This is a genomic window from Corynebacterium timonense (genome assembly GCF_900105305.1).
Classification (GTDB): Bacteria; Actinomycetota; Actinomycetes; order Mycobacteriales; family Mycobacteriaceae; genus Corynebacterium; species Corynebacterium timonense.
In genome coordinates this window covers 98,739-112,806 of record NZ_LT629765.1, presented here as the reverse complement: position 1 = coordinate 112,806, position 14,068 = coordinate 98,739, and the positions used below count along the sequence as shown (strand labels likewise).

The window sequence follows — 14,068 nt, the reverse complement described above, 5'->3', positions numbered from 1 at the left end:
GAAAGACCGAATAGGGCCAGCGGGATCTCACTCCCAGACCGGATCGGCGAGGTCAACGCCCTCCTGCTCCGCCCGCTTTTCGACGAGCCGCAGCAGGTAGTCCTGCTCCCCCGCGAACGCGGCGTGGAAGCGATCGTCCGCGACGTACATCCGGGCCAGGATGAGCTGCCGCGCCGCGGTGACGGGGTACCAGGCACTGAGCGCCTCGCGGTGGCGCAGGACCAGGGCGTCCGCCTCCTCGGAGCCGGGCGCGACGCCGCTCTCGCGGGCGCGGGTCAGCGCGGCCGCGAACTCCTCCTGTTCCTCTTGGAGTGCCCGGATGTCCCCGCCGCCCATCGCGGCGAGATTATTCTGTGATCGGGCCCACTCCCTCGTGCCGCCCCACCTCTCTTCGGCCTCGCGCTGGTACTCGCTCATGTGCTCGCCGAGGTACTCGCTTACCTTGTCCATGTTTGCCTCCTTGATGAGTTGATCCACTGTCTGCACCTGGTTTTTCAGCAGCCGCGCCTTTTCTTGCAGGGCGCGGCGGTGGCGCCGCAGCGCGGCGGTGAGGAGCTCGGCCGGCGGGGCGTCGAGAAGCGGTGCGATCTCCGCGAGGGGGAGCCCCGCCGTCTGGAACAGGGCGATGGAGGCCCCGCGCTTGATGTCGTCGTCCGTATAGACGCGGTAGGCCCCCTCGCGGCGCGGGACGAGAAGCCCCACCGCGTCCCAGTGCCGCAACGCTTTCGGCGAGACCCCGATGGCCTCCGCTGCTTCGCTGATCAGGTGCATGGTGGACAGTGGACCGCCTGCCGCGGGGGAAAGGTCAAGCCCGCGGGGAGTTTTCGTGGAGCATCGGCAGGGAGATGGTGAAGGTGGAGCCCTGGCCCGGGGCGGTACGCACGGAGATGGCACCGCCGTGCTGCTCCACGAGCGACTTCGTGATGGCAAGTCCCAGCCCGGAGCCGCCGCCGCTGGCGCGGTTGCGCGAGGTATCCGCACGGTAAAAGCGGTCGAAGATGTGGTCGGCGTCCTCCGGTGCCATGCCGACGCCGTCGTCGGCGACATCGATGAACACCTTGTCCAGGTTCTTACGCAGCGTAATCGCCACCGAGGCCTCGGACCCGGCGTGTTTGAAGGCGTTAGTGATGAGGTTGAGCATCACCTGGTGCAGACGGTCCGGGTCCCCCTCGACCATGGGGGACGACAGGCTGTCGTTGGTCACGCTGACCTGCCGTTCCGGGAAGGCCGCGCGCGCGGAGTCGACCGCCGACGAGCACAGCTCAAGCATATCCACGCTGCGCTTGTCCAACCGCGCCCCCTCGGCGCGCGTGAGCGCGAGGAGGTCTTCGACGAGCAGCTTCATCCGCCCGGATTCCTGGTCGATCTTGCTGAGCACCATGTCGGCGTCCGTGACCATGCCGGAGTGGTAGAGCTCAGCGAACCCGCGGATGCTGGTTAGCGGCGTGCGCAGCTCGTGGGAGGCGTCGCCGACGAAGCGGCGCATCTGCTCCTCCTTCGCCTGGGACGCCTCCACCGAGCCCTGCAGCTGGGTCACCATCGTGTTCACCGCGTACGAGATCTTGCCCACCTCCGTCTCGCGCGGCCACGACGGCACGCGGCGCGAGATGTCGCCGTCGGCGATGGCCAGGGCGGTATTCTCGACGTCGCGAAGCGGGGCGAGAGCCCGGCGAACGGAGTAGTTGCCCGCGAAGGCCGCGAAGATCAGCGCGATGCCGCCGATGCTGAGCTCCACGATGGCCAGCGAGGTGAGCAGCCGTCGCTCGGAGTCGAGGGACTTGGCCACAAACTGCACACTTCCGTCGTCGTTGCGCCTGGCCAAAGCGCGGTAGTAGCGCTCCGGCTCCCGCCCTTTGATCGAGGTGATCGTCTGCGGACCCTCCCCCTTCATCTGCGAATAGTCCGGCGGGTCGGAGCTGATGGAGTAGTTGAACGTAGTGTCCAGGGCGGGCTCGTACAGCGCCTGCGTGAACTCGCTCGGCGCACCGAGGTTCGGCCACGGAGCGGGCTGCCCCACCCACGTGTCCATGCCGGTCGCCAAAGCGTCGTCGGCGCGCTGATACAGCAGGCCGCGCATGAGGAAATACACGGCGGTGAAGCTGAGCGCCATGCTCAGCACCGACACCAGGAGGACGACCCCGACGAGGCTCTTCTGCAGGGGGATCCGGCTGGCCCCCTGACCGGGAGTGAGGTTCCGCGCGGCCATTACTGGCGCGGGGTGCGCAGGACGTAGCCCACGCCGCGGACCGTGTGGATCAACGGCACGTCGCCGGTGTCGATCTTGCGGCGCAGGTAGGAGATGTAGGACTCCACCACGTTGCCGTCGCCGCCGAAATCGTAGTGCCACACGTTGTCCAGGATCTTCGCCTTCGACAGCACGACTTCGGAGTTGAGCATGAGGTAGCGCAGAAGGTTGAACTCCGTGGGGGACAGATCAATGATCTCGCCGCCCTTGGTCACCTCGTGGGTGTCGTCGTTGAGCGTCAGGTCGGCGTAGCGCAGCGTCGCGTCCTCCTCCTCGCCGGCCGTGACGTTGCCGCGGCGCAGGATCACGCGCAGGCGGGTGATCACCTCTTCGAGGGAGAAGGGTTTGGTCACGTAGTCGTCGGCGCCGATGGTCAGGCCGTGGATGCGGTCTTCCACCGCATCCTTCGCGGTGAGGAAGAGGATGGGGCCGTCGAGGCCTTCCGAGCGCAGCTTGCCCAGCAGCTCGAAGCCGTCCATGCCCGGCATCATGACGTCGAGAATGTAGGCGTCGGGCCGGAACTCGCGCGCGATCTTCAGCGCCTCCTGGCCGGATTCGGCGCTTTCCACCTCGAATCCCTGGAACTTGAGGGACACGGTGAGAAGTTCGACGATGTTGGGCTCGTCGTCGACGACGAGGACCTTCACGCCCTGGTTGTTATCTGCCATCTGTTGGCTCCCTTTCCGAAAGTGTCTCGGGCAGAGTAAACACCCCCAACCTGAACATTTACTGAACGCCGACTGGGCATGGGGTCCCACTTTGCGGGCGACCGCGTCGGCGCGGTGGCGCCGCGTGGCCGACGCGGAAGGAACCTGCAGCGGGAAAAAATGGAGCTGGAGACGAGACTTGAACTCGCAACCTACGCATTACAAGTGCGTTGCGCTACCGATTGCGCCACTCCAGCAGTGAGCAAAAGTGTACACGGGCACCCCAGCCCTGCGTGACACCGCCTATGGCGATAGTCTGTGCCGTGTGGAATCTAGGGTGAGCAGCGGGTCTGAGAGCGGGTCTGAGAGCGGGTTGAGCAACGGATTCAGCGCGCTGATGGGAGTTTTCCGCACGCGGTCACGCGCGGTGGCGACGATCGACGAAGCCCGCACCTCGCCCCGCCCTCCGTCCTCGCGCCGGTGGACCTGACCGACCCGGCCCAGGTGGCCGCCGTCATGCACATCGCGGCGCGGATCGGCTCGATCCTGATCACCAACGGCACGACAAGCTCGGACGTCAAGGCACACATTCACGCCGTGACGTCCTCGTACGGCCTGCACTACTGTCACGTGGACATCACGGTGAACACCATGAACATCCACACCATCATTGGTGTGGAGCGCCGCCAGCCGGTCAACGTGTTCCGCGTCGTCGACGACTCGTCGTACAACTACCACAAGCTGCAGGAAGTCGACCGCCTGATCCGCTCGATCCGTTCGGGCGCCACCCCGCCGGAGATGGCGGAAAAGATCCTCGACGACATCGAGCGCGAGTACATCCCGCACCGCAACCTCCGCTTCCTCGCGGGCTGGGCGGTCATGGGCGGCGCGATTTCGATCCTGCTCGGCGGCGACCTGCTCATGGCGCTGTTCGGCGGCCTCACCGCCTTCCTCATCATGGGCATCGGCAAAGTCATCTCGCGCAACGACCTACCCTATTTCTTCCACTGCGCCATCGGCGGCTTCCTCGCCACCGTCCCGGCCGTGATCTTCTACCAGTTCTCCGCGACCTTCGGCTACACGGTGGTGCCCACCCAAGTCATCGCCACGGGCATCATCGTCCTGCTCGCCGGCCTCACGCTGGTGCAATCGCTTCTCGACGGCATCACGGGCTCCCCGGTCACCGCCAGCGCCCGCTTCTTCCAAACGATGCTCTTCACGGGCGGCATCGTCGCCGGCGTGGCCACGGGCATCTCGGTGTCCGAGATGCTCGGTGTCGGCCTGCCGCCCTTGGAGACCATGCTGGGCACCCCCACGTTCGGCTCCGCCGTCGCGCGCATCATCGGCGGCACGCTGGCGGCTGCGGCCTTCACCGTCACCTGCTTCGCCGAGCGCCCTGCGATCCTCGTCTCCGCCATCGCGGCCTTCGCCGGCTCCGCGATGTACTACATCTTCCTGTTGCCGCTCGGCGCGGGCACCCTGTTGGCCACCTTCGCGTGCGCCACCATGATCGGCCTCGGCGGCGGCCTCATCGCCCGCCGCCTCCTCATCAACCCGGTCATCACCGCCGTCGCTGGCGTGACCCCCTTCCTTCCGGGCGCCGGCATCTACCGCGGCATGTACGCGATGCTCAACGAGCAAATGGTCCTCGGCGCGACGAGCATCGCGCTGGCCGTGGGCACGTGCATGGCGCTCGCCAGCGGCGTGGTGCTCGGCGAGTGGGGTGCGCGCCGCATCCGCCGCCCGCGCATCTTCAACCCCTACCCCGCGTTCCGCCGCGCCGGCCGGGTCACCTTCCAGCAGATCCGCCGCGCCGAGCAGGCTGCGCGCAGCCGCCGGCGCCGCAAACCCGCCGCCCGCGCCGGGCAGGGCCCCGGACGCGAGCCGGGCTCTGGACCAGCGCCTGGGGCAGCGCCCCCGCCTTTGGCGTAGACTTGGTAGGCCCGCTTTTCAAGCTGTATTGACCATGGCTGTGTAGAAGGAGACGCTTCAGTGCCACCCAAGATCACCGATTCCCGCCCCGCTCCCGACGCTGCCCACACGGTCGAGGAGCAGACCGCCTCCGGCGCGCGGCGGATCGTGGCCACCTACGCTGAGGACTTCTTCGACGGCGTCACCTTGATGTCCATGCTCGGCGTGGAGCCCAAGGGCTTTGTCTACAGCAAGTACGCCGAGGAACAGGAGGCCTTGGCGGAAGAGGACGCCTCTGCCACGAGCACCACCGCGAAGAAGACCGCCACAAAGAAGGCGACGAAGAAGAAGGCCACAAAGAAGGCCGCCAAGAAGAAGGCGACGAAGAAGAAGACCACCACCAAGAAATCCACCGCGAAGAAGGCCACCGCGAAGAAGGCCACGAAGAAAAAGACCGCCACAAAGACCGCCGGCGAAAAGTAGCGCACCATGACCGGGGACAACAGCTTCGTCATCGTCGCCAACCGGCTCCCCGTCGACCGCGCAGACACGGGCTCCGGCTGGGAAATCTCCCCCGGCGGGCTCGTCGCTGCGCTGGCCCCCGTGCTGCGCCACCACGACGGCTGCTGGGTCGGCTGGCCCGGGGAGGCCGACACGCAGGTCGAGCCCTTCGAGTTCGACGGCATCCGGCTCCACCCGGTCTCCCTCAGCGCCCACGACTTTGAGAACTTCTACGAGGGCTTTTCCAACTCCTCCTTGTGGCCGCTCTACCACGACCTGATTGTCACGCCGCGCTACGAGGCCGAGTGGTGGGAGTCATACTGCGACGTCAACCGCCGCTTCGCCGAGGCCGCGGCTGCCGTCGCCGCGCCGGACGCCGTGGTGTGGGTGCAGGACTACCAGCTCCAGCTCGTGCCCGGTCTGCTGCGCGCGCTGCGCCCCGACCTCACCATCGGGTTCTTCCTGCACATCCCTTTCCCCGGCCCCGACATCTTCCGCCAGCTGCCGTGGCGCGAGGAGATCACCCGCGGCCTGAGCGGCTGCGACCTTATCGGCTTCCAGCGCGCCGAAGACGAGGAGAACTTCCGCACCCTCATGGGCGAGGATGCGCCGCGCACCGGCACGTTCCCGATCTCCATCGACCCGTCCTCGGTCTCCCGGGGCGGTCCGGGGGACGTCGATACGCTGCGCGCGAGCCTGGGCCACCCGCGGACCCTGCTTCTCGGGGTGGACCGCCTCGACTACACCAAGGGGATCGTGCAGCGGCTGCTTGCCTTCGAGAACCTGCTTGAGCAGGGTGTGCTTGACGACGCCGTCGTGGTGCAAGTGGCCACCCCCTCGCGCGAGAGGATCGACCACTACCGGCAGACGCGCCGCGAGGTCGAGGAAACCGTGGGCCGGATCAACGGGCGCTTCGGCGACGTCGGCCGGCCCGTGGTGCACTACATTCACCGCGCCGTGCCCAAGGAGCGCCTCGGCGTGTTCTACGCCGCGGCCGACATCATGCTGGTCACCCCCTACAAGGACGGCATGAACCTGGTGGCCAAGGAGTACGTCTCCTGCCACCCGGACGGTTCGGGCGCGCTCGTGCTCTCCGAGTTCGCCGGGGCCGCCGTCGAGCTGCACCAGGCCTTCTTGTGCAACCCCTTCGACCTCACCTCGGTGGAAGATGCCATCCGCGCCGCAGCCGCGGGCGATGAGGACGCGATGCGCGCCATGCACGCATGGGTCACCGAGCACGACGTCCAGCGCTGGGCAGCGGACTTTCTGGAGGCCCTGTGACAAAGGCCCGCCGCGCCGCGGCCCTAGTCGCTGTCTCCGCGGGGTTAGCCAGCTGCTCGGGCGCCGACGAGCCGGAGAAAGCGGGCGCCCCGGGGCTGGTGGGCCCGCACTGGCAGATCGTCGCGGTCTACACCGACCCGAACACCCCGGGCGGGCTGCCGCAGGACGCGGCCGGAAAGGCCACCCTCGATTTCGGCGCGAGCTCTATGAAGGGGCTCACCGGCTGCGCCCCGCTGCGCGCCACCACCACGACCGAGGGCGACCAACTGCGCCTCGACGAGGTGGAGGTCGCCGACCCCGGCGACTGCATCGGCGGGGCGCGCTACGTCCACGACCAGCTGACAGGTCTGCTCGCCCCGGGCGCGACGTTCCGGGTGCGCCACCTCGGCCCCAGGGAGGCGCTGTTGACCGCACTCGAGGCCTCTGAGGGGGTCGAGGCTCCCTCGATCAGGGTGATGGCACTATGACGACACTCGATCTGGCCCTTCGCACGCTCGCCGAGGCGGAATCTCTCCTCGTCTGCCTCGACTTCGACGGCACGATCTCGGAGATCGTCCCCGACCCCGCCGCAGCGCGCGCCCACCCCGCGGCACTCGCCGCGATCCGCGACCTCAGCGCGCTGCCGCGCACCCAGGTGGCGGTGCTCAGCGGGCGCCACCTCGACGGGCTGCGCAGCGTCTTCCCGCTCGGCGACCCGGTCGTCCTCGTCGGCTCCCACGGCGCCGAGACCACCGCGGGCGGGCCACAGCTCACCCCCGATGATCGGGCCTTTTTGCACCGCATCGAAGCCACCCTCGCCGATATCGCCGAGCCGCCCGCCTCCGTGGAAGTCAAGCCGTACCAGCGCGTCCTCCACGTCGCCGCGCTCGCAGAGACGGACCCGGGGCGCGCCGAGTCCTTGCTGCGCCGCGCCTTGGCTATCGACGCGGGCGGCCGGCCGGTGATCGCCGGGCGCAACGTCGTGGAGTTCTCCGCGCTCGAAACCACCAAGGGCAGCTGGCTCGCAGGCTACAAACAGGGCTTTAGCGCTACCCTCATGGCCGGCGACGACACCACGGACGAGACGGCCCTGGCCGTGCTTGGGCAGGGCGACGTGGGCATCAAAGTCGGCCCGAAGCCCTCCGTCGCGCCGCTGCGTGTGAGCACCGTGGCCGAGATGGCCGGCGTTCTCACAGACCTCGCGGCCGCTCGCGCGGGGCGCTGACGGTGCGGCCCGGCACGAACTGGGTGGGCAGGATCGTGCGGGGGGCGGGGGGCGCGGCGGGGGCGTCGATAAGCTGGCGGAGCACGCGGCCCACCTCGCGGCCCTTGCGCGTGTTGGGCTGCTCCACGGTGGTCAGGCCGAGGTAGCGCGCGGCGGCGATGCCGTCGAAGCCGGTCACCGACAGGTCGCGGGGGACGCGGTCGCCGAAGGCCTCGAGGACGCCGAGCGCCATCGAGTCGGTGGTACACAGCACGGCGGTGAGGTCCGGGTGGGCGCCGATCAGCTCGCGCGCGCCGTCGGCGGCGGAGGCCACGTCGTTGAAGTGCCTATTCACGATGGGCACCTCCGCGATCCCCGCGGCGCGGAAAACCTCGAGGGCCCCGCGGACGCGGTTGCGCTGAACGTGCATGTCGGAGGTCTCGAGCTCCGCTCGGGTGACGGCCCCGTCGCGGGGGCGGCTGAACAGGCGCTTGGTCAGGATGCCGATGCGCCGGTGGCCGGCGCTCACGAGCGAACGCGCCGCCGGCTCGATCGCGGCCGCGTCGTCGATGCCCACGTAGGGCACGCCGCTGAGAGTCGCGGGCTGGTCGCAGACGACGACCGGGAGGCCGCGCTCCCGCGCCGCCTTCAGGTGCGGGTCGCCCGCGGGCACCGAGTAGACGACGAAGCCGTCCACGATGGCGTTGGCGACGGAGTCCCGGTTGGGCGAGGGCCCCTCCCCCGGGCCGACGGGGATCAGCGTGAGGGAGACGTCGTTCGCCGCCGCGAGGCCGGCGAGGAAGTCGACGGAGGCGTGGTCCTCGAAGGCGTAGGCGAGGCGCTCGGTCAAGATGACGCCGACCGCCCCCGAGCGGGCGGTCCGCAGCGAGCGCGCCGTGGGGTTCGGCCCCGGGTAGCCCAGCTCGCGGGCCGTGCCGAGGATGAGCTGGCGCAGCTCGGGCGAGAGCTGGTCGGGCCGGTTGTAGGCGTTGGACACCGTCGTGCGCGACACCCCGAGCTCGCGGGCGATGGAGTCCAGCGTTGCTCTCGGGTGCGTTTTCGCGGGAGCTCGCGGCGTGGCCCGGGGGTACTCGCCGGGCGCGGGGCGGCGTGACATGGGGCCATCGTAGTGCGCGCAGGTGCCCTGCCCACTAATTATTGAAAGATGTTTTCACTAATGGTTTGATGGTTACCATGACAAAGTTTAGCTTAAAGCGCCCCTTCGCGGGCGCTCTCGCAGCAGCAACGGCAGCGGCCACCCTCGTGGCCTGCTCCCCCGACAACGAGCAGGACAGCGCCGCTCCCGCCGAGGAGCAGCAGACGGAGGACACAATCGCCACCACGCAGGTGTGGGCGGACGTCGCCAGCTCCGTCCTCGACCGCGAGGTCGGCGCGGTGATTGACAACCCCTCCATCGACCCCCACGACTACGAGCCGACCGCCGCGGATCACGCCCGCATCGAGTCCGCTGACCTGGTCATCGCCAACGGCGGCTCCTACGATGTCGGCCTCTACACGGCCGCCGACCCCGCGAACATTATCTCCGCGCTCCCGCTCGTCGAGGACGACGGCCATGGCCACGACCACGATCATGAGCACGATCATGAGCACGACCACGAGGGCGAGGCCGAGGGCGAGCACGATCACGGCCACGAGCACGGGCACGATCACGCGCACGACGAAAACGAGCACATCTGGTACTCCACCGAGGCCGTGCGCTCGGTGGGCCACGAGATTGCCGAGACCGCCGGCGGCGACACCTCCGAGCTCGACGCCCAGCTCGACGCCATCAAGGGCGACATCGAGGACCTGCCCGACGCCCGCGTCGCCCAGGTCCACCCCATCGCCGACGCGCTCATCGAGGAATCCTCCCTCCAGCTGGTCACGCCCGAGTCCTACCGCAGCGCCACGCTGAACCACACGGAGCCGCCGACGGCCGCGGTCGCGGAGTTCATCGACCTCATCGAGGCCGGCGAGATCGACGTCGTCATCTTCAGCCCGCAGAGCGTCAACGCCTCCGCCCAGCTCATCGTCGACGCCGCCCAAGAAAACAACGTGCCCATCGTCGAGGTCTACGAGACCCCGCCGAACGGTGAGAACTTCCTCGACTACTTCGCCGCCGTCGTCGGCGACATCGAGCAGGCCGTTTCGTGATAGCGCGGCTTATCGACGCCACAGTCGAGCCGCTCTGGAGCAACATCACCCTCGACATCGCCGCGGGGGAAATGATCGCCGTCCTCGGGCCCAACGGCTCGGGGAAGTCGACCCTGCTCAACTGCCTCGCCGGGATCCGCCGCCTACAATCGGGGCGCGTCGAGGTCAACGGCCGCCTCGGGCTGATCCCGCAGCAACGCATGTTCGACCGCGACCTTCCCCTGCGCGCCGGCGACCTCGTCTCCCTCGCGCTCGGGCACGGCGTGTTGCGCAACCGGCGGGTCAACCGCGACGCGGTCGACGAGCTTCTCGCCTCCGTCGGCGCGGGCCACCTCGCCGACGCGCGGGTGGGGGCTCTGTCGGGCGGGCAGCAGCAGCTGGTGCGCCAGGCGCAAGCCCTGGCGAAGAACCCGGAGATCCTGCTCGCCGACGAGCCCTTCCTCTCCCTCGACGTCGCCCGCCAGCGCGAGACCGTGGAGCGCTTCCGCGCGCTCGACGCGGCGGTGCTCATGGTGACGCACTCCATTGACCCCGTCGTCGACGTGGTCGACCGCATCCTGTACATCGGCCCGCAGGGCCACGTCCTCGGCCCCGTCGAGGACGTGCTGGATTCCTCCGTGCTCAGCGACCTCTACGGCGCCCCCGTCGACGTGGTCACGGTGCGCGGCAAGACGGTGATCGTGTGACCGAGCTTCTCTCCGACGCCCTGGAGCAGACGCGCTACCTGCTCACCTTCGATTTCGTCCACGACTCGCTGATCGCCTCCGCCCTCCTCGGCGTCCTCTCCGGCGTGATCGCCCCGCTCGTGATCCTGCGCAAGATGTCCTTCGGCGTCCACGCGACCTCGGAGCTGGCGCTGATGGGCGCGGCCATCGCGCTGTTTTTCGGCGTGAGCCTGCCGCTCGGGGCCGTGGCCGGCTCCGTCGCCGCTGCGCTACTTCTCGTCGCCTTCGGCATGCGCGGCGGCAACGACGCCGCCGTCGGCGTGGTCATGGCCTTCGGAATGGGTATCTCGGTGCTCTTCCTCTACCTCTACCCCGGCAACTCGACGATCGCGATGTCCCTGCTCACCGGGCAGATCGTCGGCGTGACCGGGGCGGGCGTGCGCTCGTTGGCCATCGCGACCGTGTTCGTGGTGGTGGCGGTCGCCATCATGTGGCGCCCCCTCGTGTTCGCCTCCGCCGACCCGGACGTCGCGGCCGCCGCCGGGGTGCGCGTGCGCCTCGTCGCCGCGGCCTTCGCCGTGCTGCTGGGAATCGCCGCGGCCGAGACCGTGCAGATCGTCGGCGCGCTTTTGGTGATGTCCCTGCTCATCGCCCCCGGAGCGAGCGCCGTGGCCATCACCGCGAACCCGCTCGCGGCCGTGGCATGGTCGGTGCTGTTCGCCGAGGTCGCCGCCGTGGGCGGCATCCTCCTCTCGCTCGCCCCGGGCCTGCCCGTGAGCGTCATGGTCTCCTTCATCTCCTTCGCCATCTACCTCGTGTGCCGCCTGGTCGGCGGGCGCAGGGCACGACGCATCCAGGCAACGGGCTAAGCGGCTAGAGTGGGCCGGGTGACGCCCACCCGCACCCGACGACACCTGCACCACGACGGCCGGGACAGGACCTGGCTGGAGATCACCGCGGCCGACGGCACCGCCGACACCCTCGTTATGTTTTTGCACGGCTCCCTCCAGTCGGGCAGCGTCGCGCGCACCTTCACGGGCCGCACCTTCGACGCGTTCGCCTCGCGCGGGTGCGCGGTGGTCTACCCCGACGGCGTCGACCACCACTTCAACGACCTGCGCCGCAGCTTCAACGAGACCGCGCGCACGCTCAACGTCGACGACGTCGGTTTCCTCCGCGAGCTCATCGCGCTCTACGGCGCGCGCCGGGTCATCGGCTGCGGCTTTTCCAACGGCGGCCAGATGCTCCTTCGCATGCTTGTCGACGCCCCCGGCGCCCTCCACGGCGTCGCCCTCTTCGGCGCCCCCGCCCCCACGGACGACAACATGCTGCGCGCCCCCGCCGGCTGGGTGCCCACCCCGATCCTCGCGGTGCAGGGTACGGCCGACCCGATCGTGCCCTACGAGGGCGGCGAGGCGGGCATCGGCCCCGCCAACCGGGGCACCGCCCGCTCCGCCCTCGACTCCGCGCGCTACCTCGCCTTCCTCAACGGCTCCGAACAACACGAGCGCTCGCGCCCGACACCCACGGTGACGGTGGACACCTGGTCCGGCGGCGCCCCCGTGGAACTGTGGTCGCTCGACGGCGTGGGCCACCTCGTCCCCTCCCCGGCGCGCCTCGACGAGCGCCTCGGCCCGGGCACCGACGCGGTGGTGGGAGCGGACCTGGTCAGCGACTACTTTTCTCTCTAGCCTGGGGGCTATGAGCAGAGCACTAATTATTGGTAGCGGCCTGATCGGTCAATCCTTCATCACACGCTTCACCGACGCGGGGTGGGAGGTCAACGTCTACGACATCGACTCCGGCGTCGCCGACGAGGTAGAAAAGGCGGGAGCGACGTTCTACAGCGAGCTCGAAGACGCCGTCGAGGGCGTGGACTTTGTCCAGGAGGCCGGGCCGGAGGACCCCGAGTTCAAGCAGGGCATGTTCTCCCGGCTCGCGGAGCTGACCGGGGAGGGCGTCGTTCTGGCGTCGTCAAGCTCGGCGATCCTGCCCTCGGTCATCGCCCGCGACAACGCGGCGGCCGAGCGCATCATTGTCGGCCACCCCTTCACGCCCGCGCACCTCATGCCCGTGCTCGAGATCGTGCCGGGGCCCGACACGAGCCCCGAGACGACTCGGCGGGCGGAGGAGGTGTACTCCGAGCTGGGCTTCGAGCCGACGACGCTGCGCAAGGAGATCGCGGGCTTTGTGGGCAACCGGATCCAGAAGGCGATCATGTGGGAGGCGATCTACCTGGTGCAGGAGGGGATCGTCAGCCCAGAGGAGGTGGACTCCATCGTGCGCAACTCGCTCGGGCTGCGCTACGCGGCGGTCGGGCCCTTCGAGGCCAACCGCCTCGGCGGCGGGCCGGAGGGCGTCTCGGCCATCTTCGGCAACATCGCCTCCCAGTGGGCCGACACCATGCCGGTCGGCGAGCCGGACCTCGACAACCTCGACGAGCTCTTCTCCCAGGTCGACGACGCCTACGGCAACGACAAGGAGTCCTTCAAGCGCCGCTCGGCGGCCCGCGACGAGAAGCTGCGCGGCTTCAACGCGGTTATTTCTGGCGGCGCTGACGGGCGCACTCGCTAAGCACCACGCCCGCCGCCACCGAGGCGTTGAGGGATTCCACCCAGCCTTCGGTGGGGATGGACATGATGACGTCGCAGTTCTCGCGCACGAGCCGCGAGATGCCCTTGCCCTCCGAGCCGACGACGATGACGACTGGGTCGGTCGCCCCGTCGAAGGTGTCTAGGGTGTGCTCGCCGCCCGCGTCGAGGCCGACGACCATGTAGCCGTTGTCCTTGAACTGCTTGACGGTGCGGGTGATGTTGGTGGCCTTCGCCACCGGCAGCCGCGCGGCGGTGCCCGCCGAAGTGCGCCACGCCACGCCCGTGACCTGCGCGGAGCGGCGCTCCGGGATGATCACCCCGTGGCCGCCGAACGCAGCCGTGGAGCGGATGACGGCGCCGAGGTTGCGCGGGTCCGTGATGTTGTCCAGCACGACGAACATTCCGGTCTCCCCGCGCTCGGCGACCCCGGCGATGAGGTCGAAGACGTCGGCGTACTTGTAGGGCTGGATGCGTAGGCCGACGCCCTGGTGCAGGCCGTTTCCGGTCATCGCGTCCAGGTCCCGGCGCGGCACTTCGTGCACGGGCAGGCCACGAGAGTTCGCGAGGGTGACGGCCTCGCTGAGGCGGTCGTCGTGGCCCGTCCCCTGCGCGACGTAGAGAGCCTCGGAGGGCACCTTCGCGTGCAGGCACTCGATGACGGGGTTGCGCCCCACGACGAGGTCGACGCTTTCGCGCTCGTGGCGCCCGGAGTTGCGCCGCTCGCGCTCGAGCTTGCGCTTGTGCGCGGAGTGGTAGACGCGGTCCTCCGCCTTCGGGGTTGCCCCCTTGCCCTTCAGCCCGCGGCGGCGCTGCCCGCCGGAGCCCTTCGAGGCGCCCTTCTTCGAGGTTTTCTGCTTGTCGGGGCGCTGGTACGGTTTCGCCATCTC

At 69.1% G+C, this 14,068-nt stretch carries 14 protein-coding genes, 1 tRNA gene and 1 pseudogene; 10 read left to right on the top strand and 6 right to left on the bottom strand.

All coding sequences use genetic code 11. The features are described 5' to 3' along the window. Positions 1 to 27: 27 nt before the first annotated feature. The 4 genes from BLT81_RS00540 to BLT81_RS00525 all read right to left on the bottom strand — a co-directional run bounded on the left by BLT81_RS00540 (position 28) and on the right by BLT81_RS00525 (position 3,149). Positions 28 to 771 carry a MerR family transcriptional regulator gene (locus BLT81_RS00540; protein ID WP_019195095.1) on the bottom strand — a complete coding sequence of 248 codons (744 nt, stop codon included), beginning with the start codon at positions 769 to 771 and terminating at the stop codon, positions 28 to 30. Positions 772 to 805: 34 nt separating this feature from the next. Beyond that, positions 806 to 2,206, bottom strand: coding sequence for a sensor histidine kinase (locus tag BLT81_RS00535; protein WP_019195096.1), 1,401 nt, complete (start codon positions 2,204 to 2,206; stop codon positions 806 to 808). Beyond that, on the bottom strand, positions 2,206 to 2,913 hold the full coding sequence (locus tag BLT81_RS00530) for a response regulator transcription factor (RefSeq protein ID WP_019195097.1): 708 nt from the start codon (positions 2,911 to 2,913) through the stop codon (positions 2,206 to 2,208). Before BLT81_RS00530 ends, BLT81_RS00535 begins: the two co-directional genes overlap by 1 nt. A gap of 160 nt (positions 2,914 to 3,073) precedes the next feature. Next, positions 3,074 to 3,149 (bottom strand) — tRNA-Thr (locus BLT81_RS00525). 140 nt (positions 3,150 to 3,289) lie between these two features. Here BLT81_RS00525 and thrE point away from each other — a divergent pair. From thrE to BLT81_RS00500, 5 genes and pseudogenes are all read left to right on the top strand, one after another. Then, a pseudogene (gene thrE / locus BLT81_RS00520) lies at positions 3,290 to 4,824 on the top strand (threonine/serine exporter ThrE). Between the two features lie 60 nt (positions 4,825 to 4,884). Continuing rightward, complete coding sequence (locus tag BLT81_RS00515) at positions 4,885 to 5,286, top strand: hypothetical protein (RefSeq protein WP_019195099.1); 402 nt, start codon at positions 4,885 to 4,887, stop codon at positions 5,284 to 5,286. 6 nt (positions 5,287 to 5,292) lie between these two features. Then, on the top strand, positions 5,293 to 6,585 hold the full coding sequence (locus tag BLT81_RS00510; protein ID WP_019195100.1) for an alpha,alpha-trehalose-phosphate synthase (UDP-forming): 1,293 nt from the start codon (positions 5,293 to 5,295) through the stop codon (positions 6,583 to 6,585). Beyond that, positions 6,582 to 7,052, top strand: a complete 471-nt coding sequence (locus tag BLT81_RS00505; protein WP_019195101.1) for a hypothetical protein — start codon at positions 6,582 to 6,584, stop codon at positions 7,050 to 7,052. Before BLT81_RS00510 ends, BLT81_RS00505 begins: the two co-directional genes overlap by 4 nt. Continuing rightward, on the top strand, positions 7,049 to 7,789 hold the full coding sequence (locus tag BLT81_RS00500) for a trehalose-phosphatase (protein WP_019195102.1): 741 nt from the start codon (positions 7,049 to 7,051) through the stop codon (positions 7,787 to 7,789). Before BLT81_RS00505 ends, BLT81_RS00500 begins: the two co-directional genes overlap by 4 nt. Here BLT81_RS00500 and BLT81_RS00495 read toward each other — a convergent pair. Further along, the gene (locus BLT81_RS00495) at positions 7,755 to 8,885 is read right to left on the bottom strand and encodes a LacI family DNA-binding transcriptional regulator (protein ID WP_019195103.1); all 1,131 of its coding nucleotides are present in this window, start codon (positions 8,883 to 8,885) and stop codon (positions 7,755 to 7,757) included. The genes BLT81_RS00500 and BLT81_RS00495 overlap by 35 nt on opposite strands. 77 nt (positions 8,886 to 8,962) lie before the next feature. Here BLT81_RS00495 and BLT81_RS00490 point away from each other — a divergent pair, with 77 nt between their 5' ends. The 5 genes from BLT81_RS00490 to BLT81_RS00470 are packed head-to-tail and all read left to right on the top strand — an operon-like array spanning position 8,963 to position 13,161. Further along, a complete protein-coding gene (locus tag BLT81_RS00490) occupies positions 8,963 to 9,922 on the top strand; it encodes a metal ABC transporter solute-binding protein, Zn/Mn family (RefSeq protein ID WP_051011592.1) in 960 nt (319 codons plus the stop codon). Continuing rightward, the gene (locus tag BLT81_RS00485; RefSeq protein ID WP_019195105.1) at positions 9,919 to 10,608 is read left to right on the top strand and encodes a metal ABC transporter ATP-binding protein; all 690 of its coding nucleotides are present in this window, start codon (positions 9,919 to 9,921) and stop codon (positions 10,606 to 10,608) included. Before BLT81_RS00490 ends, BLT81_RS00485 begins: the two co-directional genes overlap by 4 nt. Next, positions 10,605 to 11,456 (top strand): metal ABC transporter permease, encoded by an 852-nt coding sequence (locus BLT81_RS00480; protein ID WP_019195106.1) that lies wholly within the window; start codon positions 10,605 to 10,607, stop codon positions 11,454 to 11,456. Before BLT81_RS00485 ends, BLT81_RS00480 begins: the two co-directional genes overlap by 4 nt. 18 nt (positions 11,457 to 11,474) lie before the next feature. Beyond that, the gene (locus tag BLT81_RS00475) at positions 11,475 to 12,278 is read left to right on the top strand and encodes a CE1 family esterase (RefSeq protein ID WP_019195107.1); all 804 of its coding nucleotides are present in this window, start codon (positions 11,475 to 11,477) and stop codon (positions 12,276 to 12,278) included. A 10-nt stretch (positions 12,279 to 12,288) separates the two neighbouring features. Beyond that, positions 12,289 to 13,161, top strand: coding sequence for a 3-hydroxyacyl-CoA dehydrogenase NAD-binding domain-containing protein (locus tag BLT81_RS00470; protein WP_019195108.1), 873 nt, complete (start codon positions 12,289 to 12,291; stop codon positions 13,159 to 13,161). On the opposite strand, the gene rlmB is transcribed toward BLT81_RS00470, so the two are convergent. Beyond that, positions 13,127 to 14,065 (bottom strand): 23S rRNA (guanosine(2251)-2'-O)-methyltransferase RlmB, encoded by a 939-nt coding sequence (gene rlmB / locus BLT81_RS00465; RefSeq protein ID WP_019195109.1) that lies wholly within the window; start codon positions 14,063 to 14,065, stop codon positions 13,127 to 13,129. The two genes, BLT81_RS00470 and rlmB, sit on opposite strands and share 35 nt — an antisense overlap. Between the last annotated feature and the right edge of the window lie 3 nt (positions 14,066 to 14,068).